The organism is Mangrovibacillus sp. Mu-81, assembly GCF_036867415.1.
GTDB lineage: Bacteria > Bacillota > Bacilli > Bacillales > Bacillaceae_B > Rossellomorea.
This window is the reverse complement of sequence record NZ_JBAJHU010000016.1, coordinates 37,064-62,339: the sequence shown is the minus strand read 5'-3', so window position 1 is coordinate 62,339 and position 25,276 is coordinate 37,064. Positions and strand designations below refer to the sequence as shown.

The window sequence follows — 25,276 nt, the reverse complement described above, 5'->3', positions numbered from 1 at the left end:
AAGCGCCTTTATGGCTGCCCTGCCTTATGCTTGTCGCCTCTGGGCGAGCCGCCTCCGCTTTTCTATTTGTCCAGCTCCGGCGGCTAGGCCCTCGAGGTCAAAAGCTAAATGGTCCAAGAAGGCAAAAAAACGCCTTCTCAGCCCATTCATCTTATGCTTGTCGGGCCTGAGCGAGCCGCCTCCGCATTTCTTCGATTTCAGCCTGCATATACAACTACTCTTTTTTCCTTCATCAATATTCTTTCGTGAATATTTACTATATTTTGCATAAATACAGCTTGCAACACACTTTTTATCCATTATAATGGAGGTATTAGTAAAAAATGTCGAAATATGAAGGAATTACATAGGAGAATTAGATGAGGCTGATATCAAGCAGGGCTTTGCGACCTGGGATGGTTATGGCGACAACTGTATATAATGCAAGAGGACATGCGTTGATCCAGGAAAACGTTGCAATCACGGAACGTATGATATTCAGGCTGCAGGAGCTGAATGTTCAATATGTTTATATTGAAGACTCGCTTTCCAACGGGATAAAGGTGACGGAGTCTGTACCCAGCAGGGTAAGACAGGAAGCGGTTGCCGGTATCGAGAATGTGTTCAGCAGGATTAATGAAGCGAAGATGCCACAGAATTTGGTCGTACTTGAGGACAGTGCCAAACAGCTGAAGGATATTATTGCTGTCGTGTTGAGGGAAGTAAAGGGAAATGAGGATTTGCTTACTGTTCTGACGGATATCTTCACCTATGATTCTTACGTATTTCACCATTCATTCAATGTGACATTATATACACTTTCAATCGGGATCGAGCTGAATCTTTCCCCAAGACAGCTGGAAGAAATCGGCATTGGAGCCATCCTTCATGATGTGGGGAAAATGTTGGTATCTGAAGAGATTCTTATGAAACCGGGAAGGCTGACTGAAGAGGAGTTTCTGGAAGTCAAGAAACATACCGAACACGGCTTTGAGATTCTTCGAAAACTGCAGTCCATTTCACTGATGGTGGCTCATTGCGCCTATCAGCATCATGAGAGATTGGACGGTTCGGGTTACCCGCGCGGATTAAAAGGGGAAGATATCCATCCCTTTGCAAAAATCATTGCAGTGGCAGACGTCTTCGATGCGATGACATCCAATCGGGTTTACCGCGAAGCGATGCTGCCGCATGAAGCGTTGGAAATCCTTTACGCGGGCTCAGGTTCCTTATTTGATAAGAATGTCATCGAAGCCTTCAGGAGATCCGTTGCAATTTATCCAAATGGGATGGTCGTCGAATTGAATGACGGGAAGAAAGGGATCGTCACCGGGCAGAATAAGGGGCTGACAGACCGTCCTGTCATAAGAGTGATTGAAGAGAATGGGAAAGAACTTTATCGTCCATATAATTTGGATCTGCGGACCGAACTTGATAAGGTCATCACCGGTTTTGATGCAGATTATGAACCTGAATCAAGTAAAATAAAATAAGTTTTTGCGTTAAACCCTCCTTAGAGAGCATAAGAATAGCTTGTAAGGGGGGATTTTTTTGTCCAGATTCAAAACACACATACCCCGAAAAGGAGGGCCGCTGCCTTTTCGCCACGTGATGATCATCACCATCGTATTCTTCGTCTTTTCCACGGGTGCAGGGCTTTGGATCGTCAACCTTGGATTGAAACCGACCCTGCTTGCTTATGCAGAAACCCAGACGAGCAGAATCGGGACGATGGTCATCAATAAAGCAATCAACAAGAAGGTAGCCGGTTCCATTGAGTTGGAAGAGATAACCGAAGAAGTGAAAAATGAAGAAGGGGAGGTGGTCTCTCTCAGCTTCAACACACAGAATATCAACCGGGTACAGGGGGAAATCACTAATTTAGTACAATTATATTTAAAGGAAGCCGAAAAAGGGAATATTGAAAACCTGGAATATATCACAGACGTGGAAATCGATGAAGAAGGCACGAAAGCGGATGAAGGAATCGTCTACTCGGTCCCGCTCGGTCAGGCGACAAACAATGCCCTGCTCGGGAACTTGGGGCCAAAGGTTCCAATCAGATTCCATGCGATCGGGGACGTGCGTTCCGACATTAAACATACGGTAGAGGAGTTCGGAATAAACAACGCCCTCGTCAAGGTCTATGTGACCCTTACCGTGAATGTCCAGATCATCATCCCGTTTGCAACGAAAACGGAAACCATTAAACAGGACGTATTGATCGCCATGGATACCGTTCATCTGGACGTACCGCAGTTCTTCAATAACAGCGGCGACGGCACATCGCCATCCATCGAAATCCCGACGAACTGATGACACCCGCGGAAAGCAAATGCTTCCACGGAAATCAATTGCAGCAATCAAGGATGGTACAACCTGCACTAGCATCTATTCGACAAAAAAGTTGTCAAACTTGTGATAGTTTGATATATTAAGTAAGGAAATTTTAATATTATAACCACATCATCAATCCGATGGGGTAGAGGTGCAGGGTTCAAGAGTAAGCTGTTTGAGGATGACAACTGAGACAACAGATGAAAGGGAACCTTTGCCGAAGTAGATATGCTTGTCAGAAGTATATTTGCTGGGGTTATCTTGAACAAGGGTAACACTGTCATTATAGGGGATACTCTATGATGGGGAGCTACAGATCGTGATGGAGCACTTACATTACTCATTAAAGGTAATGATAGGATCCTCTATCATTACCTTTTTTTATTCCTCTGTCATGCTATGAGGTTCCCCCCTGTCAACTAGGAGGAGGACATTATGGAAAACACGATTTATTCAATCATCCCACCCCTTTTAGCCATCCTTATGGTTATCCTGACGAGACGCGTACTGCTTTCTCTGGGTGTAGGGATCATCGCTTCAGCACTTCTTATCACAGATTTCTCCATTACGGGCACATTCACAAAGGTATGGGAAGCCGTCAAGGGCATCTTTGTCGCAGACGGAGAATTGAATACCTGGAATGTGTACATCATTCTATTTTTATTGATTCTTGGCGTCATCACCGCTTTCGTCAACATCTCGGGCGGCAGCCGCGCATTCGGTGAATGGGCGATGAAACGCGTGAAGACAAGAAGAGGCGCACAATTATTGGCAGCCGTATTAGGTATCATTATTTTTATTGATGACTATTTCAATGCTCTTGCGGTCGGACAGGTTTCAAGGCCAATCACGGACCGTCACAAGATTTCACGTGCAAAACTCGCGTATATCATCGACTCAACATCGGCTCCGGTCTGTGTCGTTTCGCCGGTATCAAGCTGGGGAGCATATATCATCGGAATCATCGGCTCAATCCTTGCCACTCACAGCATCACGGAATACACAGCATTCTCTGCATTCATACAAATGATCCCGATGAACCTGTATGTATGGGCAGCTCTTCTTTTGGTATTGGTTGTGGCATACAGAGGATTTGATTTCGGGAAAATGAAAGAGCATGAAGACAGAGCGATCACAACAGGAAACCTATATGATCCGGATAAGGATATCCCCGGAGAACTTAAGAACGATCTGCCTGTAAGTTCTAAAGGGACAGTTGGTGATCTGGCTTGGCCGATCATCGCACTTGTTGTAGGAACAGTCGGAATGATGCTCTGGACAGGGTATAAAGCAGTCGGTTCTTTTGATATCCTGCCGGTATTTGAGAACACGGATGTTACCAAATCATTGTTATATGGAAGCTTATTCGCACTTGCGATTGCATTCATTCTATTCTTCCGTCAAGTAAGTTTGAAGGGTGTGGAAGGGAGTGCCGTCGGGACAGCCGTCGTAGAAGGGATCAAATCGATGCTCCCTGCGGTATATATCCTGATCTTCGCTTGGGCAATTGTAACGCTCATCGATGAACTGCAAACAGGGACGTATTTAGCAGGTCTGGTAGAAAAATCAGACATGCCTGTTGAATTCCTGCCTGTGCTGTTGTTCCTGGTAGCGGGAGTCATGGCATTCTCTACAGGAACTTCATGGGGTTCTTTCGGAATTCTTCTGCCGATTGCTGGGGAAATTGCAGCTGCGACAGATGTCAGTGTATTACTTCCTGCAATGGCAGCAGTGTTGGCAGGTTCGGTTCTTGGAGACCATTGTTCACCGATTTCCGATACAACCATCCTTTCTTCCACAGGTGCAGGAAGCAACCATATAGACCATGTACTCACACAGCTTCCATATGCGCTCATTGGTGCATTAGCTGCAACGATCGGTTATCTTGTACTCGGTTTCACCGGAAGCACGCTGCTTGGATTAATCACAGTGATTGTGCTGGTGGTGGGGATCGGCTTTATTAAAGGAAAAAATACCGAATCAGCCGTTTCGCAATAATTGTTATACAAAAAACCAGAGGCAGTCGCTTCTGGTTTTTTTGTGTTTCAACTGCATCCAAGTGTAAGCAATGGAGGGATAACAGGGCAAAGCCGAAGCCGATCACCATTGACAGTGAAAATGAGTCATTCCCCATATTCTACCATCACCTTCTTATTCATATGAATAGGAGAAAAGGGGGGATTGATTTGTTGACAAAGGTAGAAGACTATGAAGATTTAAACTATCCCGACGATTTATTGTATATCATACGGAATGGGTTTCAACAAACTTCCAAGCCTAAACATGTTCTTATCTTAGGAGGAGGCATGGCCGGACTGGTGGCTGCCTCCCTGCTTAAAAGGGCAGGTCATACAGTGACGATACTGGAAGGAAACAACCGGATAGGTGGAAGGGTCTATACAGTGAGGGAGCCGTTCACTTGCGGAAACTACCTGGACTTTGGAGCCATGCGGATCCCCGGCAATCATCGATTGGTCTTCGAATACATCAAGCGTTTTAATCTCCCGGTCAATCGCTTTATAAATTCATCACCGAACGATCTGATTTATGCTAACAATGTCCTGACGACACAAGAGGAATATAAGAAAAATCCTGATATCCTGAGATTTCCTCTTGAAGAAGATGAAAAAGGAAAAACAGCAACCGAGCTTTTTCTCGAAGCGACCCAGCCCTTCTTTGATCTATATTCAAGCAGCACCCCGGCACAACGGGAGGAATTAAAGAAGCAATACGCCATGTATTCAATAGGCGATTTTTTGGCTGACAACCCGCTCGGAAAATCACTTTCGGACAATGCCATCCGAAAAATCGGCGTCTTACTGGGGATAGAAGGATTTCCTGGATTCTCTTTTATAGACATAATAACAGATATCATCTATCCGATATTCAGTGAAAATACTTCATTCTATGAAATCACAGGAGGGAATGATCGGCTCCCGCGTTCATTCATCTGCGAATTGCAAAATGAGATCAAACTCAACCGGAAAGTGACGAAGATCATCCAGGGAGCAGATGGGGTCTGTGTTGAAGCTTTGAATCCCAATACAGGAAGGACATTCTGTTACAGGGGTGATTACGCCATTGTCACTATGCCATTCACAGTCTTACAATTCGTGGATGTGGTTCCCTATGATTCGATTTCTTTTAATAAGTGGCAGGCCATTAGGGAAGTGAACAATGTACAGGCAGTAAAGATAGGAGTCGAGTTCAAAACTCGGTTTTGGGAGAAGCTTGGGGTGGGCAATCTCACCAGTGACCGGCCAGTTAAGTTCAGTTATATCCCAAGCCATGGTATTGGATCATGCGGTCCGGGAGTGATGCTTGCAAGTTACAGCTGGGGGAATGATGCTTCTTTATGGAACAGTGTCCCCAATCAAGAGCTCGTTCGCATCGTCCTTAAAGATCTGGCCAAGATATATGGAAATATCGTATATAGGGAATTCATCCAGGCTGTCTGGTTCAACTGGAGTCAAAATCCTTATTCTGCCGGCTGTTTCACCCTATTTACACCGCAGCAGCAGAAATATTTTGATGAAATCACCAGGAAATCAGAGGGCAGGCTTCATTTTGCCGGTGAGCATACCTCATCTTTTCATGGATGGATAGAGGGAGCGGTTGAATCGGGGATCAGGACGGCTTATGAGGTTCAATATCGGCAAGACAAATATTCCTAAGCCACATGAATGGAGCTAATCAAACTATCTGGAATGGGCAATTCGAACCACAAAAACAAGAATGCCTCCCAAATATCAAAATTTTACTTTGACAATTGTCCTAGAACTAGCTATACTGATTTTAGATTAAATAATCTGAAAATATAAAAATTTCAATTACCTTTTTATTGGTAGTTGAAAAGATTGGGGGAACCAAGATGGAAAATCGTGCCCAGTTTGGAACACGAGCAGGATTTATCATGGCTGCAGTAGGCTCTGCCATCGGGTTGGGGAACATTTGGCGTTTTCCGGCAGTGGCATATGAGAATGGGGGAGGGGCATTCTTCATTCCTTATCTCTTTGCTCTTTTAACTGCAGGTATTCCATTACTTGTATTGGAATTTACTATAGGTCATAAGTATCGCGGATCAGCACCATTATCTTATTTCCGTATGAATAAAAAGGCAGAATGGCTTGGATGGTGGCAAGTTCTCGTTGCATTTGTCATATCGACCTATTATGCAGTCATTATTGCATGGGCGATGTCTTACAGTGTCTTTTCTTTCAACCAGAACTGGGGGACTGACACAGAAGGCTTTTTATTCGGTGAATATTTGAAACTCTCAGTCGATCCGGGACAGACCGGAAGCGTAGTAGGCGGGGTTTTCCTTCCTCTGGTGCTTGTATGGATCGTGACTCTGGGGATCTTATTCAAAGGTGTTAAAAAGGGTATTGAAGTAGCGAATAAAATTTTCATCCCTGCACTTGTTGTCTTATTCTTAATCGTCGTGATCAGAGCTGTTACATTACCTGGAGCCCTTGAAGGCCTGGATGCTTTCTTCGCACCTGATTTCAGTAAGATTATGAGCCCGGATGTATGGGTAGCGGCTTATGGCCAGATTTTCTTCAGTTTATCAATCGCTTTCGCAATTATGATCACTTATTCAAGTTATCTTCCGAAGAAGTCAGATATTACGAATAATGCCTTTATCACTGGATTCAGTAACTCTGGATTCGAGCTTCTTGCCGGTATCGGAGTATTCGCGGCACTGGGATTCATGGCTCAATCTCAAGGGTTGGGCGTGGAGGAAGTTGTAAGCGGCGGTGTTGGCCTGGCATTTGTCGTCTTCCCGCAGATCATCAATGAATTCCCTGCACTAAACGGCTTATTTGGTTTCTTATTCTTTGCATCGTTGGTTCTTGCCGGATTAACGTCATTGATCTCGATTTCAGAGACGTATGTAGCAGCCATTTCAGAGAAATTCGGAATTTCCCGAAATAAAGCTGTTGCATTTGGCGGCGGACTTTCTGCATTGATTTCCATTCTGTTTGCCACACAAGGCGGTTTATACTTCCTTGACGCAGCAGACTATTTTATTAACCAGTTTGGGGTTGCATTCATCGGATTGGTCGAAGTCGTCGTAGTCGTTTGGTTATTACGGAAGCTTGATACATTCAAGGGCCATGCAAATGGAATTTCGGATATCCAGCTTGGCGGCTGGTGGAAAGTATGTCTTGGTGTCATTACACCGATCGTACTTGGATGGATGATGTTCGGCCTGTTCAAGATGAATCTTCTTAAAGAATTTGATTCTGAGACAGGTAACTACGAAGGATATTCGGATGCTTTCATTGTATACGGAGGCTGGTCAGTAGCAGCCTTTGCATTAATCATTGGTATTGTATTAAGCTTTAAGCGCTGGAGCAAAAAAACAGAAGCCGAGAGCTATAAGGAGGTTAGCTAATATGAGTGGAAGTGCCATCATCATGATGATTGTAGGTATCGTCATTATCTGGGGAGGAATGGCAGCCAGTATTGCTAACGCCGTTTCCAAATCTAAAAAAGCACAATAATCACCATGCAGACGATCGGGTGCGGACCCGCCGTCTGCATTTTTCTTTACTTCATTAAAGGCCCGTCCCGCATGGCTTTAACTATAAAGCGGTGCGGGACGGGCCTTCGTTATCTCTTCCTGCTTTTGATTCGGTCTTGGCGTTCCCACTGACGAAGGTGCGGATAGGGATCGAAGGACCATTCCGTCAAACCGTTGTCCTTGTACATTCCATAGTGGAGATGAGGGGGGAATTTCCCCGAAGTTCCCGGTGGGCCGTAACCTGAGCTGCCGACTCCCCCGATCACCATTCCCGGCTCGACTACCTGTCCAACTTTCAGGTTATCGGAAAAACCGCTTAGATGGGCGAAATAGTGATACGTGTTATTTATATCCCTGATCCCTATTCTCCATCCCCCATAGCGGTTCCAACCCTTCATTTCAATGATGCCGTATGAGGTCGCCCTTACAGGAACACCATAGTCCGCAAACAGGTCAGTGCCTTCATGGATTCGGCGACCGCCCCATCCCCGGGCATCACCCCACGTATTACGGTAGCTGTAATTGGATCTGAGCGGGAGGGGGAATGCTTTATCATTGAGATGAATCGTACCGAAATGCTTGTAAATCTTTGCCTTGCCCATAATGATGCTGACTGTCTTATCACGTTTGTAATAATCCCATAAAGCAAGCTTGAAGTTATCACGATCTGTCCCGTACTGCAGGACATAATCAGTGAAGGCAGCCATAATGTCTTCATCACTCTTGATACTTGCTTTTCCGTCATAGTCGCCGTCCCTTCCGAATCCGTTGAAGAGGGAAATCGTCTTCGGGTTATCATCTTGGAGATGTGGATTTAAAGGTCCTGCCCATTTCTCACTATCAATATAAATGGAGATCAAAGAGGAGGGCTTTTCCCTATCTTTTCGCGCGAATCGCAAACTGCGTTCGTATTGATCGACTGCTGCAAGATAATACCAGGGAATATGAGTGAGTGTTTCACTTTTTTGAAATAATTCCATGCGTTTCGTGTGTATTTGTTCCTCTGACAATTGCTCTGCGGCATGTGCCTGAACAGGGCTGGTAAGGAAGCAAAGGATTGTCAAAGTCAGTATTAATCGTATATACAAGTCAATCCCTCCAACTTAGAGTTCTATCTTTAGTTTGTTACGAGCGGCTGGAATCATAATCATCAATAAATGGTAATAGAGGTACATGCTTGTTTTCATTTTTTTAGTATGATAAAGTGACAAAAGAAGTATATTGATGATGGCTTTATTTACATAGAATGAACGATTAATAAGTGTTTCACTCTTTGCCTAAATCAGGAAATATTAGGATTGGAGATGAGGGGTATGACGAAGAAAGATGAGTATGTTCGTAAACCGGAATGGCTTAAGATCAAACTAAATACGAACGATAATTATACGGGTCTGAAAAAAATGATGCGTGAAAAGAATCTTCACACCGTTTGTGAAGAAGCAAAATGTCCCAATATCCATGAGTGCTGGGGTACGAGAAGAACTGCCACATTCATGATTCTTGGGGATATTTGTACGCGTGCATGCCGCTTCTGTGCAGTGAAGACAGGTTTGCCGAACGAACTTGATCTTAAAGAACCTGAACGAGTAGCGGATTCTGTTCAATTGATGAATCTGAAACATGTGGTCATCACAGCTGTTGCCCGTGACGATTTAAAAGACGGCGGATCGCAGGTGTTCGCTGAAACTGTTCGTGCGATCAGACGTAAAAGTCCATTTACATCCATTGAAGTACTTCCTTCTGACATGGGCGGGGTATTTGACAACATCAAAACTCTGATGGACAGCAAACCCGATATCATGAACTACAATATTGAAACCGTTCGCCGAATGACGCCTAGAGTCCGTGCCCGCGCGACCTATGACCGTACACTCGAATTCCTGCGCCGTGCGAAAGAATTGAATCCTGATATCCCGACGAAATCAAGCATCATGGTTGGACTCGGGGAAACGAAGGAAGAAATTCTGGAAACGTTCGACGACCTTCGTGAAAGTGGTGTGGATATTGTGACACTCGGTCAATATCTGCAGCCAACAAAGAAACACTTGAAAGTTCAGAAATACTACCATCCGGATGAATTCGCAGAACTGCGAGAAGCGGCAATGGAAAAAGGCTTCAGCCATTGTGAAGCTGGACCGCTTGTACGTTCTTCATACCATGCGGATGAGCAGGTTAACGCAGCTGCGAAAGCGAAACAGGCTGCGGGCGAGAAAGAACTGAAACAGCAGGCATAAAAAAAGCAAGGACTGACTTAATGAGATGTCTCTCTTAGTCAGTCCTTTTTTAAAAGCTATTGGACCCGGAACTGAGCCTATATCACTCACAAGAATAGTCGTAAATGAGTGTCAGTCCACCATCGTTTCTGATTTGTCAGAACGTTTTTGACGATCCTTATTGATTTGATGAACGTCATCTTCACCCGTATATTGTTCGTCAATCATTTCTCCGTTGGCATTTTCACCTGCATCAATCGCTTTCCCTTGAGGTGAAGCTTTCAGCATTTGGTTAATCGTATCATCTATGGCCGTATTGACGTTTTTACTGTCACTATCCATTTTTGAGAGATTTTCCACATTCTGCATCAAATTAGGGTCATCCGTTACATAAACATGGTACCACCGGGGGATGACGGACATCGCCGTTTTCTTCACCTGATCCGCTACATTAAAACGGGCATCCTTATCTTTTTTATCCGTTTTATAAGAGATCAATACCTCTTCATCGGTGATGAGGGTTGCACAGTCATCGACATTTGGTATGGCTACGCTCATTTTACTGATGGTGTCGGCAACCTTCTCCCGGTCTAAACGATACATATTATCATTCGAAATGGATTGTCCCTGAACAGGGCTTTTCTGCTGTCGGACAAATCCGAAATCTTCCCCGTTTCGTTTAGAATCTTTGCTGACATCTTCATTGTACAGCTCTTCCTGATCGTTGACATTTATAGTGTTACCGTTATCGTGAAACATATCTTCGTTCGCTTTATCGATTCCGTTGCAGGCGGCACCGAATAAAGCAAAGCTCAATACAGTCGTACCGAGTATATACTTGTTCAATTGAAACACCCCCTATTTGTTAGGGTGACCATCTCAATTTATAATTTTTCGTAGTAATTAATGGACAATCCGTTATAATTTAAAGTAAGGATAAGGAAGAAAGAGGGTGGATGGAATGATCTGTGTGCAAAATATTTGCTATGAAATCGTGGAAGAATTCAGGGATGGATTTAACGAAGAAGCATTCAAAGAGAGATACAGCGACATTTTAAATAAATATGATTATATCCTTGGCGACTGGGGATATGGCCAATTACGCCTGAAAGGCTTTTTCGATGATCAGAATCAGAAGGCGTCCTTTGACACCAAGGTGAATACGCATAAAGATTATCTTTATGAGTATTGCAACTTCGGATGTGCCTATTTTCTTCTGAAAAAAGTGAATAAGTAAGAGGAATGAAGGAACATCTCATTAGGAAGAGATGTTCCTTTTTATTACTCATTTTCAGTATAAGGAGGCTCTTCATTTCTCTCCGGATCTGCGTGTACCGGATGGGAACCAGGTTCCTGTCGGGGGATATCCTGATGAAGGGACTTATTCTCATAGTTGAACGCACTGTAATAACGCTGCCCTTCTTCCCATTCCGTGCTCTTGTTTTCCACAGGAGTATATTTTCCGCGCGGAGCTCCGTAAGGTCCTTCCGGAAGCGTCTCGGGAACAAGGAAATTCCGTTGAGTTTCAACATTGGAAAAATCGCTGTACACTTCTTCTTCCTTGTCACGGGTATCATGCTTTTTCTTCATTCTATCTCCCACCTTTCTTATGCGTAGTATGTGAGAGGCTGAAGAGGTTCATGCGCGGAAATTCATCCGTATCATGCAGGCGGACCCAGCACCCTACATAATCGTCTCACTCAAAAACTCCCTGAGCTCTGCAGCTTCTTCTGGCGTAAGTTTGTAGACGCTTTCCAAGTAACCGGGTTCATCGAGGTCATCACGGCCGATGATGGAGAAGCGGCTCCCCTGAAGGTCGAGAACGAGTGATTTACCATAATATCTTTCGGTCCGGGTGATGGCCAGGTCGTAGCGCTGATTTTCCCCCATAAAGCTTACAAAGCGGGTTTTTGTCTCTTCCGCATCATCGTATAAATAAAATCGTTCCGTCATCACATTTCCTCCTCTCATTTAGTCAGCTTTCTTCATCATAACAAAATGCACTGTGAACGCAACTATATTGAGGGGGAGGAAATTATGTTAAAATATAATTGGATGTCATTCAGAAGAGGTGAAGTATATGTATTTCGTGGACAGAGAAAAAATCGAAGAGATCCTGATCTATATGAATGATCAGCTGAGCATAGTAAACAGCCAGTCAGTGTGGGATTCCACAACCCGGAAACTTGCACTCGAACGGATCGCTCATACATTGATTGAATCGGTACTTGATGTGGGAAATAGTATGATCGACGGCTTTATTATGAGAGATCCCGGCAGCTATGAAGACATTATTGATATCCTGCTGGATGAAAAGGTTATAGATGGATCGATGAGCGGTGATTTAAAACGTTTGATCGAACTGCGTAAAGTGCTCGTTCAAGAATACACGAAGGTTGATCATCGCAATCTTCTGCATATTCTTAGTGAAGTACATTCTACATTGGAACAATTTCCGGCGAAGATCCGAAGTTATTTAGAAAATGAACTGGGTCCGGTATCAGCATTTAAAAACTAGTCTTGAGGACGACGCTTTCTATATAGAGAAAGCGTTTTCTTATTCCCGGATTCATTCCGGCGATGATCATCATACTACAATACATAAAGCTCAGGAGGTTCACCATGAAACAATATAAAGGATATTTAATCGATTTGGACGGAACGATGTACCGGGGGAAAGAAGTGATAAAGGAAGCGGGTGAATTTGTACAGAGGCTGAAGGATAAGGGACTGCCTTATTTATTTGTCACAAACAACTCATCCCGTCGCCCCGAGCAGGTGGCTGCAAAGCTGAAGGATTTCGGGATATCTGCTTCTAAAGAACAGGTGTTCACGACGTCTATGGCGACGGCACAATTTATCGCAGAGCGTAAGCAGGGCAGCACAGCCTATGTAATTGGGGAAGAAGGCATCCGTTATGCCTTGGAGGACAAAGGGATCAAGCTTCAGGATGAAGAGCCGGACTATGTAGTCGTCGGTATTGACCGGGACATTACGTATGAGAAACTGGCCCTCGCCTGCCTTGGGGTGCGTAATGGAGCCACATTCATTTCAACAAATGGAGATATTGCCATCCCGACTGAGAGAGGACTGCTGCCGGGCAATGGTTCGCTAACCTCTGTGGTGACGGTATCGACTCAGACTGAGCCAATTTTCATCGGTAAACCGGAATCCATCATCATGGAACAGGCTCTGGAAGTATTAGGGGTTGCGAAAGCAGATACACTGATGGTTGGAGATAATTATGACACGGACATTAAGGCAGGCATGAATGCGGGGCTTGATACACTCCTCGTCCATACAGGCGTTACAACAAAAGAATTGCTTAAAAAAATGGATGAGCAGCCAACCTATGCAATCAATACACTGGATGAATGGGAAATATAAAAGAAAAATACTGCAGACAATCATTCTGCCGATGATACGCTCACAGTTGCTATATAGTCATCAAAGAACCTGTCAGGGAGGGAAGTGATCTTCTATCCTGACAGGTTCTTTTTTTACGATTGAAATTTCCCGTGGGTCGTAATGCAATGATCCTTCCTTAAAAAAAAATCGCTGCCCGACCCGAATCTATCGACTATTCCCGGCATTCATTCCGGTGTGCCAGGCGGCTTGAGGCAGCAGCGGCGATGGCGCCTACGATGTCATCGAGGAACGTGTGGCATTTCCCGGAGTTTTTATCGTTCAGCTTTTCAAGAATACCCGGTTTTTGTTTATCAATGAATCCATAATTCGTAAAGCCGATCGACCCATACACATTCACAATGGAGAAGGCAAGGATCTCATCTACACCATACAACCCTTCATCTACTTCTACAATCGATTGCAGGGGCTCTTCCAGCATTTTCTTTTCAGCTAACCGGTCTAATTGAATTCCAGTGAGAATGGCATTTTGGACTTCGCGTTTCGTCAACACTCTTTCCACGTTATAAATGCATTCTCCCATCTCCAGGTCAGGATGGTATTTCTGTTGAAGGTACATGACTAATTTTGCGATGTCTTCAATCTCGACTCCTCTTTCGTGAAGCCATCTTCGTGAAGTTTCTTTTAATACATCCATTGATTTTTTGTCCTTCATCCTATTCACCTTTTCTGTATATAAATATTATTCAAGAGACAGAGCCTTGTTTTACTCATATGATAACCTTTTTAAAAATAGACATAATAATAGCTTCTATCCTCATTCTTGCCCATTGGTACAAGAGGATATTCCTTAAATAGATGGATTCATGGAAAATTTAAATACAGCGGCCATTTTTCAGATCCGCTTGTATATAAGATTGGAGAGAGTTATATGTCCCATGAAATTTTGATGAAGCATTTTGGATTGAACCCTGAGCGCGCCTTCTTTGACGGTGTGATGGACCGCTATATGGCGGGGGGGTCACTATATAGTATTGCCGGCGTTTCAAATGTGGAACAGGAAACATTAGTGGAATTGTTTAAATTGACAGAGCACATGAAGTCGCAAGGGGACCGATATGTTTCTTCGTTCGTCCAGAGTACTGAAGGCCGTTATCTCGTAACGGAGCGAAACCAGGATTATGTGGTTGTACGGAATGAAGAACTCCCTCTTGCAGCAGACAGTAAAATGGGCAGGAAACTTGGCAAATTTCATTTTCGCGGCAGGTTATTCGAAGAAAAGGTGGAGAAAATCAGCAGGATGGGACAATGGAAAGGGCTTTGGGAGAGAAGACTGTCCCAGCTGGAAAAAGCCTATTTCAGTGTGCTCGAGAATCAGCCGGCCGATGAGTTTGAACGCCGTTTCGTCGAGAGTTATCCATACTATAATGCATTATCCGAAAACGCCATTCAGTATTTGGTCGATACAGAACTCGATGAAGATCCGAAACCGGAAGACGCCGGTACGATCTGCCACGAACGCTTCGGCCACGGCACATGGGGAACCGAAACCTGTATTCACTTTCCGTTTCACTGGGTATTCGATCACGCGAGCAGGGATCTTGCGGAATGGGTGAGGGAGCAATATTTCAAGAAAAGCCAGACCTTCCACCCCGGAATGCAGGAATTCCTGCGAGAATACGAAACGGTTGCACCGCTTTCTCCTTTCGCCTGGAGACTGCTATACTCGAGGGTACTGTTCCCGCTCCATTACTTTGAATGTATTGAGGAATACTATATCTCACAAACCGATCAACAGAAAAAAACGGCAGAGGATAAACTGGAACGCTATTTGAAAAATTCTCAGCACTATGAGTCTTTCCTGTCTGATTTTTACCACCTGTCAGAGGTTCCTGTGAAAAAGTGGGGAATTCCGTTGGTGACATGGCTGTAATTTCTTCTAAACATCACTGAAAGCCTTTGTGTGTTACACTAAAAGGAAATCGTACGAAGGCAGGGATACTCTATGAAGCCATTTATTTATATCACAAGGAAATTACCCCAGGATGCAGTCGAACCGTTAAAACAGGAGTATCAAGTGGAAATGTGGGAGAGGGAGGATGTCCCGGTTCCAAGGGATATACTGCTTCAGAAATCCCAAAAGGCTTCGGCACTGCTCACCATGCTGTCGGATAAAGTGAATGAAGAACTTCTTGAGCATGCAGACGCACTCAGGGTTGTTGCCAACCTCGCAGTCGGATACGATAACGTGGATCTCGAAGCTGCAAAGCAAAAAGGAGTGGTCATTTGTAATACCCCGGACGTTCTCACCGATACGACGGCTGACCTAACCTTTGCTTTATTGATGACGGCTGCACGCAGGATCGTCGAGGCAGACCGCTATATCAAAGAGGGACAATGGAAAAGCTGGTCCCCGCTCCTGCTGGCCGGGGCGGATGTCCATCATAAAACCATCGGAATCGTCGGGATGGGGAATATAGGAGAAGCGGTAGCCAGAAGAGCGAAGGGATTTGACATGGAAGTCCTTTATCATAACCGTTCCAGGAAGCCGCATGCGGAAGAAGTACTGGGAGCGGAATATGCATCCCTGGACGAGCTTCTGGGCAAATCTGATTTTGTCGTGGTCCTTGCCCCGCTTACACCGGAAACACATGGATTATTCCAGAAAGAACAATTTCAAGCCATGAAGAAATCGGCCTTCTTCATCAATGCTGCACGTGGTCCGATCGTGGACGAGGAAGCGTTGACTGAAGCATTGAAAACAGGTGAAATCGCAGGTGCGGGACTCGATGTGTTTGTGACTGAACCAATCGATCCCGATCATCCGCTGCTATCCTTGGACAATGTCGTCACGCTGCCTCATATCGCAAGCTCTTCAACCGAAACCCGCCATGCGATGATGAATCTCTGCGTGGAGAATATCCAGGCCGTTTTAAAAGGGGACAAGCCTAAGACGAGGGTAGAATAAAAGCACAAAAAACACGCATGTCATTCATGCGTGTTTTTAACTGCCATTATGCAGGGACCAGATCTTTTTCAACAGCCAGGTAATATGGAGCTAATGACTGGCTCTCGATTTCTTCCACAAAAGAAAGGGCAAGATCCGGTAATATGGAACGGGCAAATATCCAGGCATTTTCTTCAATTTGCAGCATCAGCCGATTTCTTTCCGAACCATCGGCACCATCCAATTTATGGGCTAAATCTACAAGCTCTTTGTCATAAGCATGCCCCAGTTCATGGGCAAAAACGACTTTGAAATAATCTAATAATAATTCACCCTCAGGAAACAGCCGAAGACATTGCTCAGTGACATCTTCCATGAACATTGTAATGGATTGGGTGCCCATACTGTATTTCCCCCCGACTAAACGCTTCCCGGGGAAAGCATCCTCTAACACCACATCAAGTTCACGATCCAGACGGCCTAACATCTCATCAACAACATTTTGAAATCTCGCTCTAGTCAATCCTTCTCTTTCTCCCCTTATAATCCAAATCTTCGTTATTATAAAATGTATATGGATAAAAAGAAACAGAATGCCTCTAAAAACTAATGGAAATAATGGTATTTACTTACATTTTTGAATGTGCCAACGAAACCCAAGATACAGAGAAAGAGTTTATCAGGACAAAAAAAGGATGACTCATCAGATTGAGTCATCCAGTGCAGGTTACATTAAAATACTTGTTCTACTTCAACGATTCCTGGTACTTCTTCGACTAGTGCACGTTCAATACCAGCTTTAAGTGTGATTGTTGAACTTGGGCAGCTTCCGCATGCACCTAAAAGACGAAGCTTCACGATACCATCTTCCACGTCCACCAGTTCACAATCTCCGCCATCGCGAAGTAGGAACGGACGTAATTTATCTAGTACTTCCTGTACGGAATCAAATTGCGCTTGATCAGCCATCATTATCTACTCCTTTCCTTACTCTCTATTATAATGACATATGTGTAAAAAATCTATCAACCCGCAAACAATTGGGAATTTCTTTTTCTGTCTAAAATTGATATTCCCACTCCGCTGATTTTTTTGTAGAATGATTGTATGAGGGAATTGAAGGGGGAGAAGTGAGTATGAAGCGTAAATCAGTTGAGATACATGTGTACGGTGCTGAAGTCCTTTGTCCGAGCTGTGTGAATATGCCATCATCCAAGGAAACATACGAGTGGCTCCAGGCGGCAGTCGGCCGCAAATACCCGGATCAGCCATTCACGATACGATATATAGATATCCATAATCCGCCGGAAGAAGAGGATATCAAGAACTTCGCCTCCAAAGTGATCGAAGAGGATATGTTCTATCCGATCGTCCTCTTGGAAGGCACAGTCGTTGGAGAAGGGAATCCCCGGTTAAAGACGATTTATTCCGAGCTTGAGAAGTATGGGTATAAGGCGGTATAGAAGATAGAACAAGAAAGGATTTGGACTTTCCCTTTCAGGGGGAGTCTTTTTGTGTTTTTAAAAAAAAATAAACCGCACCAAGTGCGGTTTATGCTGATCGTCATCCATTATGATACTTATACATCCATAGAACACCTGATTTCAGTAAACGGGCAACGCGTCCGGTAATGGAACGCTCGTTCACCAATCCGAATCCGTGCTTTTTACCGAGGGAACCAAGAATGCCTTTTAGCTTGATCTTTGGCAGTTCTTCCGGAAGCGGTTCATTTTTCCAGCGTTTCAAAAGAATCTGGACGATCTGTTCAGCCTGTCCTTCTGCTAACTGTGCACTTGGCGCCTGAGGAAGGCTGGCACAGTCCCCGACTACATACACGTGTTCGTCATTTGGCAGGTTGTGATATTTAGAAATCACGACCCGTCCGCTTGAGTCCTTTTCAGTTTCCATTTCCCGAACCACCTTGGTAGGCTGGATACCCGCTGTCCAGACGATGGCATCACAATGGATTTGTTCCTCGTGATTATGGAGAGTGTTAGGCTCGACTTTAGTGATATTTGAGTGATTGACGATTTCCACATTGTTTTCTTCGAACCAGCCGTGGACGTAGGAGCTTAACCGTTCCGGGAATGCATTCAGGATGCGTGTCCCGCGGTCGAATAATTTAATCTTCAGATCAGATCGGCTTTCGCGCAGCTCACTTGCAAGCTCGATTCCGCTCAATCCGGCACCGACGATCCCGACAATGGAGCCGGCGGGAAGATTGTTCAGCGTTTGATATGTTTTGCGTGACTTATCGATCGTCTGGATGCTGTATGTAAATTCAGCTGCACCCGGAACACTATGGTACTTATCCTCACACCCAAGTCCGATGACCAGGTCATCATAAGGCACAGCATCCTGATCCTGAAGCTGAACCGTCTTATTTAGTGTATCAATCATTGAAATCTCACCGTACACATAGGATAAGCGTGCATGTTCCGGGAATGATACGCGTACATGATGATCGGAAATCGTCCCGGCTGCCAGAGCATAGTATTCTGTTTTCAGACTGTGATACGGGTTGCGATCAATTAATGTAATAGACACGTCTTCCGGGAGTTGATTCGGTAACAAGCGAAGAAGAACGCGCATATTGCCATATCCTCCGCCAAGCAGCACTAATTGTTTCATGTTCATTTCCCCTTTTTGGCACTCTGCAATTTTGTCGATATAGTGTGTTTATATAACATTCTCTACAAGGGTAGAGGGAAAGGGACGGCTGTCCTGAAAAGTAAGCATTTTCAATATGATTCATATTTAGACGGTTTATCAAATAAATAAACCTATTAACATTAAAAGTATATCGAAATAGCAGCCTTTTCACAACAGAAATAAGGGAAAATGTTCACAATCTGTTATACGAATATACAAAGCGCAATGATTGACGATTTTCTCAAAAAAAGGTAGCATTACAAAGAGTAGTGAGGTGATGGAATTGAAGCCTATTATAGAATTCTGTATCAGTAACTTAGCAAGTGGTGCGCAAAAAGCGCTTGAAATATTAGAAAGAGATCCAAACCTGGATGTCATCGAATATGGTTGTTTAGGCTACTGCGGGAAATGCGCTTCATCTTTTTACGCATTAGTGAATGGAGAACCTGTTGAAGGAGATACACCTGAAGAGTTGGTGGAAAATATCTATCAGTTCCTGGAAGAAAATCCAATGTTTTAGATTCAAGCTGATCTTTGTATCAGCTTTTTTTTATACGCTGCTGCTGGTTTCCCTGGAAGAACCCACTTTAGGGGGGGTCACCCCATTAGAAAAAAGCCCGAGCTCAAAGTCCGGATTTAATGTGGAGTGACTTATGCCAAATGATTCTGTTTCTTAAAGCTTTCCCTCATTTCATACCACCTTTCCTTTGCCATTTCCACGATCTTTGTATCGGTTGACAGATGTTGTTTTTCTATCACCTTTGACAGGTATTTTACGGCTTCTTCTACCTTTTCCTGACGGCGGAGAAGTTCTGCGACCAAATAAAGAAGCTTCGTTTCAGACATGGCTGTCCCTTTGAAGTCATCGTTCAAATACGACTCGATATATTCATGGGTCGCCAGATTGATAAATCTTCTTTCCTGATCTCCTTGATTGATTTTTCGGTAAAGCCAGGCTGTACGCAAGTATAACCCTGCAATCGTGATTTTCTTTTCTTTTTTAATCAGTCCGCAATACGCAGCCAGTTTGTACGTTTTGATCGCATCCTCTATAGAGCGCTCCCGGCCGTAATCCTGTGGCTGCCAGTGCCTGCTTATCTTCTGTTCGAGATCTGTTTTTAAAACGGGGATGATATACTTGGTGAATTCATCGGTATGGGAAAAGCCGCACTGAGGGCAGACGGATACATTGTAGAGTAACGGGTTGAATTCGTCGGATTCATAAACAGGACAAAAATCACTTTCATGAGCTTTGACTTTAACGAAACGGGAGCGGATTTTAGTAGTGGAATAAGAGTGTTTACAAGCAAGACATTGAACTTTTTTATCATAGAAGGGTGTGACTTCAGTCATCATTCTCACCTCAATCAAGGACTATTTACCTTATTATACCTTGATGGGGGAGAATCGTACTAGTGTTTTTTGAGAACGGTTAGAAATTAGTTGGGTATTTTGACTGTGTTTGTCCCGTGTCCTCAAAAACTATGCGACTCATGTAAATATCAGTCACATAGTTCCCTTCGGTTGAGTAGTAAAATAGAAAGGAGTATACTGATAAATAAGAAGAGAATAGGTTGGAGGTGTAGTGAATGAGTGAAATTGTGAATCTTACCGAAGCTGCTGCCCTTCAGATTAAAGATATGATGAAGGAACATGACGAGGCAGAAGCCATGCTTCGGGTATCGGTAAAAGGTGGAGGCTGCAGCGGCCTTTCTTATGGAATGGGCTTTGAGCATGAGCTTCAGGAAGGTGATGAAGTACTTGAACAGCACGGAATCAAGCTTGTTGTAGCAAAGAATGACGCAGCCATTCTGAACGGTACGAAAGTAGATTATAAGCAGTCCATGATGGGCGGAGGCTTTACGATCGACAATCCGAATGCGATTGCTTCATGCGGGTGTGGATCATCGTTTGTGACGGCGACGAATAAGGGTACGCCTGAGAACTGCTAGATGATATAAGGAAGGACCAGCGCTTGCATGAAGCGCTGGTCCTTCTTATTTTATGACTTATACGTGTTTAAGAGCTTCTTTAACAGGCGTTCCGCCATGAAGGATTTCAATCACTTTATGATTCGTCTCTAAAGTGGTCAATGATTCAACGAGTACTTTAGCTACATCAGCGCGCGGGATACTGCCGCTTTTGTCTGCAATCGAATGCTCGGCAATGATCGTTCCTTCAGCGTCGTCAAAAGTCAATGCCCCCGGGCGGACAATGGTGTAGTTAAGTCCGCTTTCCTGCAGATGTACATCCGCTTCATGCTTGGCCTTCAAATAGACGTGCATGCCTTCAGGGGCGTTTTGAGGCTGATCTGCTCCCATCGAACTCAGCATGATGAATCGCTCGATGCCATTTTGCTTTGCATAATCAACCGCTTTTCTTGCCCCATTCTGATCAATCGCAATGGTCTTGTCCTCGCCTGTTTTACTGCCGCTGCCGGCAGCGAAGATGACCGCATTTACATTTTCAAGCGCATACGAAAAATCCTGTTCAAGATCTGCAACGATCGGCCTTGCACCGAGATCTTCCATATCTTTTGTCTGCTCCGATTTGCGGATCATCGCTTTTGCGAAGTGCTGCGTACTGTCTACAAGTTCTTTTATAATGAGGCGGCCGGTATGGCCATTCGCTCCGATAACAAGTACATTCATCTCTTCTCAACATCCTTTTCAGATTTTTTTTGCCTTTATTATTGGTCTACCCATTACTTTCTTATTTAAACAAGGCTTGTTCCCAACATACAGATCTATATTAAAAAAAGATCCGGGAGCAAATTCCCGGATCTTCTTTTCGTATTGTCCAGCTCCAGCGCCTAGCCCCTCGAGACGTTTCGGTCCGCCCAATGAAGTCAAAGAGCGACTTCACCGGTCGGCCCTTCAACGCTTGTCGGGGCTGAACAGGCGCTTCCGCTTTTCGTATTGTCCAGCTCCAGCGCCTAGCCCCTCGAGACGTTTCGGTCCGCCCAATGAAGTCAAAGAGCGACTTCACCGGTCGGCCCTTCAACGCTTGTCGGGGCTGAGCGAGGTGCATGCGCATTCGTATGGCGGTTAATCTGTAAACATGGATGTACTGTGCATCGGCTGAACCCTTGCTTTCGGATCCATGTAAGCTTTTGCGTTGTTGACAGCAGTCGGTGCTTCGCCGAAACCGCTGGCAATCAGCTTGACTTTCCCATCATAAGTGGAGATATCACCTGCTGCATAGATGCCTTCTACGTTCGTTTCCATTCTTGAGTTGACAACGATTGAGTTCTTCTCGATCTCAAGTCCCCAGTCCTTGATGGGACCAAGTGAAGATACAAATCCGAAGTTGACGATCAGCTCGTCTATATCAAGGATTTCCTTTTCATCTCCACGGACTTCTTCCAGAATAAGCTGATGAATCCTTGACTCATCCCCGACAATTTCTGCAGGTACAAATGGAGTCTTCAGTTCGACAGAAGAATTGTGAAGGTTCTCGACACTGTGTTCGTGGGCTCTGAATTTATCCCTTCTATGGATGAGGTAGACTTTTTCGGCAATCGGTTCGAGCATGAGCGCCCAGTCGACCGCGGAATCCCCGCCTCCGCAGATCGCCACTTTCTTGCCTTTGTATTTTTCCATGTTATCAACGAAATAATGAAGGTTGCTTCCTTCATATTGAGAGGCGTTTTCGAGCTCCAACCGCCTCGGCTGGAATGCCCCGTTGCCGGCTGTGATAATAATTGTCCTTGAATAGTGGACTTCTTTATCAGTCGATAGCTTGAAGCAGCCGTCGCCTTGCTTTTCGACAGTTTCCACTGCCTGCTCAAGGCATATGGTCGTTTCGAATTTGGACATCTGTTCCTTCAGGTTGTTCACTAGGTCCTGAGCCTTCACCTTAGGGAACCCTGCCACGTCATATATGTATTTTTCAGGATAAAGGGTGGATAACTGGCCACCCAATTGCGGCAAGCTTTCAATGATTTTTACTGAAGCTTTTCTCATGCCGCCATAGAAAGCCGTGAATAACCCGGTTGGGCCGCCTCCTATGATCGTAATATCATAAACTTTTTGATCTTCCTTCAAGTAGATCCCTCCCAGAATAGATACATCATTTTAATTTATTCTATCATAGAGAAATCAATCCTTCCCAAAATTTAGATTGTTTTTTGGAATAGTCAGTTTTTGGAGGGTGGATGGCGGGAGCAGGGTTGGGGATGAAGGAAATTCGACAAGTGGCTCAATTATTTTATATCCAGCTTAATTATTGTAAAAGTGGCTCAATAAATTAGATTCCAGCGCAATTATCAAAAAAGAAGCGCAATTATCAGGATTCCAGCGCAATTATATCCCTAAATGCAGCACAATAGTTCTTCGCACAAAAAATGGAGGCTCCAATAACTAGTTTCAAAGAAAAAATATGTCAAATCACCTGTACACTAGAATAAAATTGAATAATATCGGCACCGAATCCCCGAAAATAATAAAAAACAACTGGTTATAGGACATCCCCCAAAACCTGAATTCCATCTCCTGATTCAGAGCCAGAGACAAATCAAAGCGCAGTTCGTCCTGCCGTAAGCACACCACAAAAACACCCTATTGTCGCAATTTTCCCAAGAATGATTATTTATCTTGAAAACCTTGAAAAGACAAGGTAAAAAGAATATTATGTAATGTAGACATATTGTTAAGAATTTATGACATTTTTCGCAGTGTGAATTAGTACGTGAAAAATGTCACATACTTTTAGTTTGTTTTTATACTATTTTATAAAGCATTTTCTTTTCTCTGCGAAAAGAAGCATCCCGCTCAATTTGTTTTGAATTCCTCTAAATGGGGGAATGAGATAGTAACAGGCGATTGACGGGATAAAAAAGACCGATGTGGAGGACTCTATGAGTATCCGACGCAAATTCAATCAAAAAGGTGGATGTGATTCAGTTGAGAAAGCCAAGAATCGTTGTTTTAGGTGCAGGATATGGCGGGCTAATGACAGTGACTCGTCTTCAAAAGCAATTGGGTACGAATGAAGCGGAAGTCATCCTTATTAATAAGAATGATTACCACTACGAAACAACATGGCTGCATGAAGCTTCTGCAGGAACGCTTCATCATGACCGTGTACGTTATGATATTAAAGATGTTGTCAACACAAGTAAAGTGAATTTCTTACAGGCAACGGTTGATGATATTAAAGTAGAAGAGAAGAAAGTCGTGACAGATCAAGGCGAAGTTGAATTCGACTATCTTGTGATCGCACTTGGCGCAGAATCTGAAACATTTGGAATTCAAGGCTTGCATGAACATGCTTTCATGATTTCAAACATCAACTCTGCACGTCAAATCCGCGAGCATCTTGAGCTTCAATTTGCTACGTATAGGAATGAAGAAGAGAAAAAGGATGAGCGTCTGACGATCGTTGTCGGCGGCGCAGGCTTCACTGGCATCGAATTCCTTGGCGAGCTTGGTAACCGTGTTCCTGAGCTTTGCAAAGAATATGATATCGACCGTTCTAAGGTGCGAATCGTATGTGTAGAAGCAGCACCGATGATTCTTCCTGGCTTCGATCCTGAACTTGTGAAATATGCACGTGCCGCACTTGAGAAAAAAGGTGTGGAATTCCACATTGGTACTCCCCTTAAAGAAGCCAAAGCAGGCAGCGTGTTCATCGCAAAAGGCGAAGAAGAAGTAGAAGAAATCAAAGCTGGTACAATTGTATGGGCAGCAGGTGTCCGCGGCAACCGAATCATTGAGAAAGCCGGCATCGAAAACATGCGTGCACGTGTTAAAATCAACAAAGATCTCCGTGCGCCGGGTCATGACAATATCTTCATCATCGGTGACTGTTCACTAATGATCAATGAAGAAACGGAACGTCCTTACCCTCCGACAGCTCAAATCGCCATGCAGCAAGGTGAAGTATGTGCACGTAACATCGCAGCTCTTCTTCAAGGCAAAGACCATGTAGAAGAATTCACTCCGGATCTGAAAGGGACTGTTTGTTCACTTGGTGAAGACGACGCAATCGGTGTTGTATACGGCAAGAAGCTTACAGGAACGAAAGCATCATTCATGAAGAAGGTAGTAGACAACCGTGCCCTTTACATGGTTGGAGGTCCTTCACTTGTATTCAAAAAAGGTAAATTCAAGTTCTTTTAAGTTGCAAGAAACGTTTTAAGCAGGGTGGGATTCCATTCTGCTTTTTTTCTTGTTCATGATCCTATCTGCCCCTGAACCTTCCTGCCTAAATGCACCATGAGGACTTTTCTATCTTTCCATCCTGTAGTACCTT

28 protein-coding genes and 1 riboswitch are annotated in these 25,276 nt (G+C 44.2%); of the genes, 17 read left to right on the top strand and 11 right to left on the bottom strand.

Translation table 11 applies throughout. The features are described from left to right. From V6B33_RS20525 to V6B33_RS20495, 7 genes are all read left to right on the top strand, one after another. On the top strand, positions 1-271 hold a 271-nt coding region (locus tag V6B33_RS20525), incomplete at its 5' end, for a hypothetical protein (protein WP_334219516.1). Between the two features lie 88 nt (positions 272-359). Further along, positions 360-1,472, top strand: coding sequence for an HD-GYP domain-containing protein (locus tag V6B33_RS20520; RefSeq protein WP_334219515.1), 1,113 nt, complete (start codon positions 360-362; stop codon positions 1,470-1,472). Positions 1,473-1,530: 58 nt separating this feature from the next. Then, complete coding sequence (gene yunB, locus V6B33_RS20515) at positions 1,531-2,295, top strand: sporulation protein YunB (RefSeq protein WP_334219514.1); 765 nt, start codon at positions 1,531-1,533, stop codon at positions 2,293-2,295. 159 nt (positions 2,296-2,454) lie between these two features. Then, a riboswitch (Lysine riboswitch) is annotated at positions 2,455-2,637 on the top strand. A gap of 114 nt (positions 2,638-2,751) precedes the next feature. Beyond that, the gene (locus tag V6B33_RS20510) at positions 2,752-4,314 is read left to right on the top strand and encodes a Na+/H+ antiporter NhaC family protein (RefSeq protein ID WP_334219513.1); all 1,563 of its coding nucleotides are present in this window, start codon (positions 2,752-2,754) and stop codon (positions 4,312-4,314) included. 188 nt (positions 4,315-4,502) lie between these two features. Further along, positions 4,503-5,990, top strand: coding sequence for a flavin monoamine oxidase family protein (locus V6B33_RS20505; RefSeq protein ID WP_334219512.1), 1,488 nt, complete (start codon positions 4,503-4,505; stop codon positions 5,988-5,990). A gap of 197 nt (positions 5,991-6,187) precedes the next feature. Beyond that, positions 6,188-7,714, top strand: a complete 1,527-nt coding sequence (locus V6B33_RS20500; RefSeq protein WP_334219511.1) for a sodium-dependent transporter — start codon at positions 6,188-6,190, stop codon at positions 7,712-7,714. A gap of 1 nt (position 7,715) precedes the next feature. Next, positions 7,716-7,823 (top strand): methionine/alanine import family NSS transporter small subunit, encoded by a 108-nt coding sequence (locus V6B33_RS20495; protein WP_334219510.1) that lies wholly within the window; start codon positions 7,716-7,718, stop codon positions 7,821-7,823. 109 nt (positions 7,824-7,932) lie between these two features. On the opposite strand, the gene V6B33_RS20490 is transcribed toward V6B33_RS20495, so the two are convergent. Next, positions 7,933-8,925 carry a M23 family metallopeptidase gene (locus tag V6B33_RS20490; RefSeq protein ID WP_334219521.1) on the bottom strand — a complete coding sequence of 331 codons (993 nt, stop codon included), beginning with the start codon at positions 8,923-8,925 and terminating at the stop codon, positions 7,933-7,935. A gap of 231 nt (positions 8,926-9,156) precedes the next feature. Between V6B33_RS20490 and lipA the strand changes: the two genes are divergently transcribed. Further along, positions 9,157-10,077 carry a lipoyl synthase gene (lipA, locus tag V6B33_RS20485; RefSeq protein WP_334219509.1) on the top strand — a complete coding sequence of 307 codons (921 nt, stop codon included), beginning with the start codon at positions 9,157-9,159 and terminating at the stop codon, positions 10,075-10,077. Between the two features lie 111 nt (positions 10,078-10,188). Here lipA and V6B33_RS20480 read toward each other — a convergent pair whose 3' ends face one another. Further along, positions 10,189-10,911: a YhcN/YlaJ family sporulation lipoprotein gene (locus V6B33_RS20480; RefSeq protein WP_334219508.1), complete on the bottom strand. Its 723-nt coding sequence runs from the start codon at positions 10,909-10,911 to the stop codon at positions 10,189-10,191. A 106-nt stretch (positions 10,912-11,017) separates the two neighbouring features. Between V6B33_RS20480 and V6B33_RS20475 the strand changes: the two genes are divergently transcribed. Next, positions 11,018-11,293 carry a YutD family protein gene (locus V6B33_RS20475; protein ID WP_334219520.1) on the top strand — a complete coding sequence of 92 codons (276 nt, stop codon included), beginning with the start codon at positions 11,018-11,020 and terminating at the stop codon, positions 11,291-11,293. A 44-nt stretch (positions 11,294-11,337) separates the two neighbouring features. Here V6B33_RS20475 and V6B33_RS20470 read toward each other — a convergent pair whose 3' ends face one another. Both V6B33_RS20470 and V6B33_RS20465 read right to left on the bottom strand, forming a co-directional pair. After that, on the bottom strand, positions 11,338-11,646 hold the full coding sequence (locus V6B33_RS20470; RefSeq protein ID WP_334219507.1) for a cytosolic protein: 309 nt from the start codon (positions 11,644-11,646) through the stop codon (positions 11,338-11,340). A 93-nt stretch (positions 11,647-11,739) separates the two neighbouring features. Continuing rightward, a complete protein-coding gene (locus tag V6B33_RS20465) occupies positions 11,740-12,009 on the bottom strand; it encodes a DUF3055 domain-containing protein (RefSeq protein ID WP_334219506.1) in 270 nt (89 codons plus the stop codon). Positions 12,010-12,136: 127 nt separating this feature from the next. Here V6B33_RS20465 and V6B33_RS20460 point away from each other — a divergent pair, with 127 nt between their 5' ends. Both V6B33_RS20460 and V6B33_RS20455 read left to right on the top strand, forming a co-directional pair. Further along, a complete protein-coding gene (locus V6B33_RS20460) occupies positions 12,137-12,574 on the top strand; it encodes a DUF86 domain-containing protein (RefSeq protein WP_334219505.1) in 438 nt (145 codons plus the stop codon). 104 nt (positions 12,575-12,678) lie between these two features. Further along, positions 12,679-13,443, top strand: a complete 765-nt coding sequence (locus tag V6B33_RS20455; protein WP_334219504.1) for a TIGR01457 family HAD-type hydrolase — start codon at positions 12,679-12,681, stop codon at positions 13,441-13,443. Between the two features lie 193 nt (positions 13,444-13,636). Here V6B33_RS20455 and V6B33_RS20450 read toward each other — a convergent pair whose 3' ends face one another. Next, positions 13,637-14,137 carry a phosphatidylglycerophosphatase A family protein gene (locus tag V6B33_RS20450; RefSeq protein WP_334219503.1) on the bottom strand — a complete coding sequence of 167 codons (501 nt, stop codon included), beginning with the start codon at positions 14,135-14,137 and terminating at the stop codon, positions 13,637-13,639. A 216-nt stretch (positions 14,138-14,353) separates the two neighbouring features. Here V6B33_RS20450 and yutH point away from each other — a divergent pair, with 216 nt between their 5' ends. Together yutH and V6B33_RS20440 are read left to right on the top strand one after the other, a co-directional pair. Further along, positions 14,354-15,355 (top strand): spore coat putative kinase YutH, encoded by a 1,002-nt coding sequence (gene yutH / locus V6B33_RS20445; protein ID WP_334219502.1) that lies wholly within the window; start codon positions 14,354-14,356, stop codon positions 15,353-15,355. 72 nt (positions 15,356-15,427) lie between these two features. Then, positions 15,428-16,390 carry a 2-hydroxyacid dehydrogenase gene (locus V6B33_RS20440; protein WP_334219501.1) on the top strand — a complete coding sequence of 321 codons (963 nt, stop codon included), beginning with the start codon at positions 15,428-15,430 and terminating at the stop codon, positions 16,388-16,390. Positions 16,391-16,436: 46 nt separating this feature from the next. On the opposite strand, the gene V6B33_RS20435 is transcribed toward V6B33_RS20440, so the two are convergent. Together V6B33_RS20435 and V6B33_RS20430 are read right to left on the bottom strand one after the other, a co-directional pair. Continuing rightward, positions 16,437-16,892, bottom strand: a complete 456-nt coding sequence (locus tag V6B33_RS20435; protein WP_334219500.1) for a hypothetical protein — start codon at positions 16,890-16,892, stop codon at positions 16,437-16,439. A gap of 209 nt (positions 16,893-17,101) precedes the next feature. After that, positions 17,102-17,338, bottom strand: coding sequence for a NifU family protein (locus V6B33_RS20430; RefSeq protein ID WP_032086472.1), 237 nt, complete (start codon positions 17,336-17,338; stop codon positions 17,102-17,104). 167 nt (positions 17,339-17,505) lie between these two features. Between V6B33_RS20430 and V6B33_RS20425 the strand changes: the two genes are divergently transcribed. Then, positions 17,506-17,832, top strand: a complete 327-nt coding sequence (locus V6B33_RS20425; protein WP_334219499.1) for a YuzD family protein — start codon at positions 17,506-17,508, stop codon at positions 17,830-17,832. 100 nt (positions 17,833-17,932) lie between these two features. Here the strand turns inward: V6B33_RS20425 and V6B33_RS20420 are convergent, their stop codons facing one another. Further along, positions 17,933-19,000, bottom strand: coding sequence for an NAD(P)/FAD-dependent oxidoreductase (locus tag V6B33_RS20420; protein WP_334219498.1), 1,068 nt, complete (start codon positions 18,998-19,000; stop codon positions 17,933-17,935). 304 nt (positions 19,001-19,304) lie between these two features. Here V6B33_RS20420 and V6B33_RS20415 point away from each other — a divergent pair, with 304 nt between their 5' ends. After that, the gene (locus V6B33_RS20415; RefSeq protein ID WP_334219497.1) at positions 19,305-19,541 is read left to right on the top strand and encodes a YuzB family protein; all 237 of its coding nucleotides are present in this window, start codon (positions 19,305-19,307) and stop codon (positions 19,539-19,541) included. A 131-nt stretch (positions 19,542-19,672) separates the two neighbouring features. On the opposite strand, the gene V6B33_RS20410 is transcribed toward V6B33_RS20415, so the two are convergent. Next, a complete protein-coding gene (locus V6B33_RS20410; RefSeq protein ID WP_334219496.1) occupies positions 19,673-20,377 on the bottom strand; it encodes a DUF2225 domain-containing protein in 705 nt (234 codons plus the stop codon). Between the two features lie 233 nt (positions 20,378-20,610). Between V6B33_RS20410 and V6B33_RS20405 the strand changes: the two genes are divergently transcribed. Next, positions 20,611-20,973, top strand: coding sequence for a HesB/IscA family protein (locus tag V6B33_RS20405; protein ID WP_334219495.1), 363 nt, complete (start codon positions 20,611-20,613; stop codon positions 20,971-20,973). 57 nt (positions 20,974-21,030) lie between these two features. Here V6B33_RS20405 and V6B33_RS20400 read toward each other — a convergent pair whose 3' ends face one another. Together V6B33_RS20400 and yumC are read right to left on the bottom strand one after the other, a co-directional pair. Further along, the gene (locus V6B33_RS20400; RefSeq protein WP_334219494.1) at positions 21,031-21,672 is read right to left on the bottom strand and encodes an SDR family oxidoreductase; all 642 of its coding nucleotides are present in this window, start codon (positions 21,670-21,672) and stop codon (positions 21,031-21,033) included. A gap of 396 nt (positions 21,673-22,068) precedes the next feature. Then, complete coding sequence (gene yumC, locus V6B33_RS20395) at positions 22,069-23,067, bottom strand: ferredoxin--NADP reductase 2 (RefSeq protein ID WP_334219493.1); 999 nt, start codon at positions 23,065-23,067, stop codon at positions 22,069-22,071. 858 nt (positions 23,068-23,925) lie between these two features. On the opposite strand from yumC, the gene V6B33_RS20390 reads away from it, so the two are divergent. Continuing rightward, on the top strand, positions 23,926-25,143 hold the full coding sequence (locus V6B33_RS20390) for an NAD(P)/FAD-dependent oxidoreductase (RefSeq protein ID WP_334219492.1): 1,218 nt from the start codon (positions 23,926-23,928) through the stop codon (positions 25,141-25,143). Positions 25,144-25,276: the final 133 nt, after the last annotated feature.

Bases quoted from the DNA above. Each gene is read 5' to 3' on its own strand.
- lipA (WP_334219509.1), top strand. From the start codon at position 9,157: ATGACGAAGAAAGATGAGTATGTTCGTAAACCGGAATGGCTTAAGATC.
- V6B33_RS20430 (WP_032086472.1), bottom strand. From the start codon at position 17,338: ATGGCTGATCAAGCGCAATTTGATTCCGTACAGGAAGTACTAGATAAA.
- yutH (WP_334219502.1), top strand. From the start codon at position 14,354: ATGTCCCATGAAATTTTGATGAAGCATTTTGGATTGAACCCTGAGCGC.
- V6B33_RS20455 (WP_334219504.1), top strand. From the start codon at position 12,679: ATGAAACAATATAAAGGATATTTAATCGATTTGGACGGAACGATGTAC.
- V6B33_RS20520 (WP_334219515.1), top strand. From the start codon at position 360: ATGAGGCTGATATCAAGCAGGGCTTTGCGACCTGGGATGGTTATGGCG.
- V6B33_RS20425 (WP_334219499.1), top strand. From the start codon at position 17,506: ATGAAGCGTAAATCAGTTGAGATACATGTGTACGGTGCTGAAGTCCTT.
- V6B33_RS20405 (WP_334219495.1), top strand. From the start codon at position 20,611: ATGAGTGAAATTGTGAATCTTACCGAAGCTGCTGCCCTTCAGATTAAA.
- V6B33_RS20410 (WP_334219496.1), bottom strand. From the start codon at position 20,377: ATGATGACTGAAGTCACACCCTTCTATGATAAAAAAGTTCAATGTCTT.
- V6B33_RS20495 (WP_334219510.1), top strand. From the start codon at position 7,716: ATGAGTGGAAGTGCCATCATCATGATGATTGTAGGTATCGTCATTATC.
- V6B33_RS20400 (WP_334219494.1), bottom strand. From the start codon at position 21,672: ATGAATGTACTTGTTATCGGAGCGAATGGCCATACCGGCCGCCTCATT.
- V6B33_RS20500 (WP_334219511.1), top strand. From the start codon at position 6,188: ATGGAAAATCGTGCCCAGTTTGGAACACGAGCAGGATTTATCATGGCT.
- V6B33_RS20450 (WP_334219503.1), bottom strand. From the start codon at position 14,137: ATGAAGGACAAAAAATCAATGGATGTATTAAAAGAAACTTCACGAAGA.
- V6B33_RS20420 (WP_334219498.1), bottom strand. From the start codon at position 19,000: ATGAAACAATTAGTGCTGCTTGGCGGAGGATATGGCAATATGCGCGTT.
- V6B33_RS20465 (WP_334219506.1), bottom strand. From the start codon at position 12,009: ATGACGGAACGATTTTATTTATACGATGATGCGGAAGAGACAAAAACC.
- V6B33_RS20475 (WP_334219520.1), top strand. From the start codon at position 11,018: ATGATCTGTGTGCAAAATATTTGCTATGAAATCGTGGAAGAATTCAGG.
- V6B33_RS20460 (WP_334219505.1), top strand. From the start codon at position 12,137: ATGTATTTCGTGGACAGAGAAAAAATCGAAGAGATCCTGATCTATATG.
- V6B33_RS20510 (WP_334219513.1), top strand. From the start codon at position 2,752: ATGGAAAACACGATTTATTCAATCATCCCACCCCTTTTAGCCATCCTT.
- V6B33_RS20470 (WP_334219507.1), bottom strand. From the start codon at position 11,646: ATGAAGAAAAAGCATGATACCCGTGACAAGGAAGAAGAAGTGTACAGC.
- V6B33_RS20440 (WP_334219501.1), top strand. From the start codon at position 15,428: ATGAAGCCATTTATTTATATCACAAGGAAATTACCCCAGGATGCAGTC.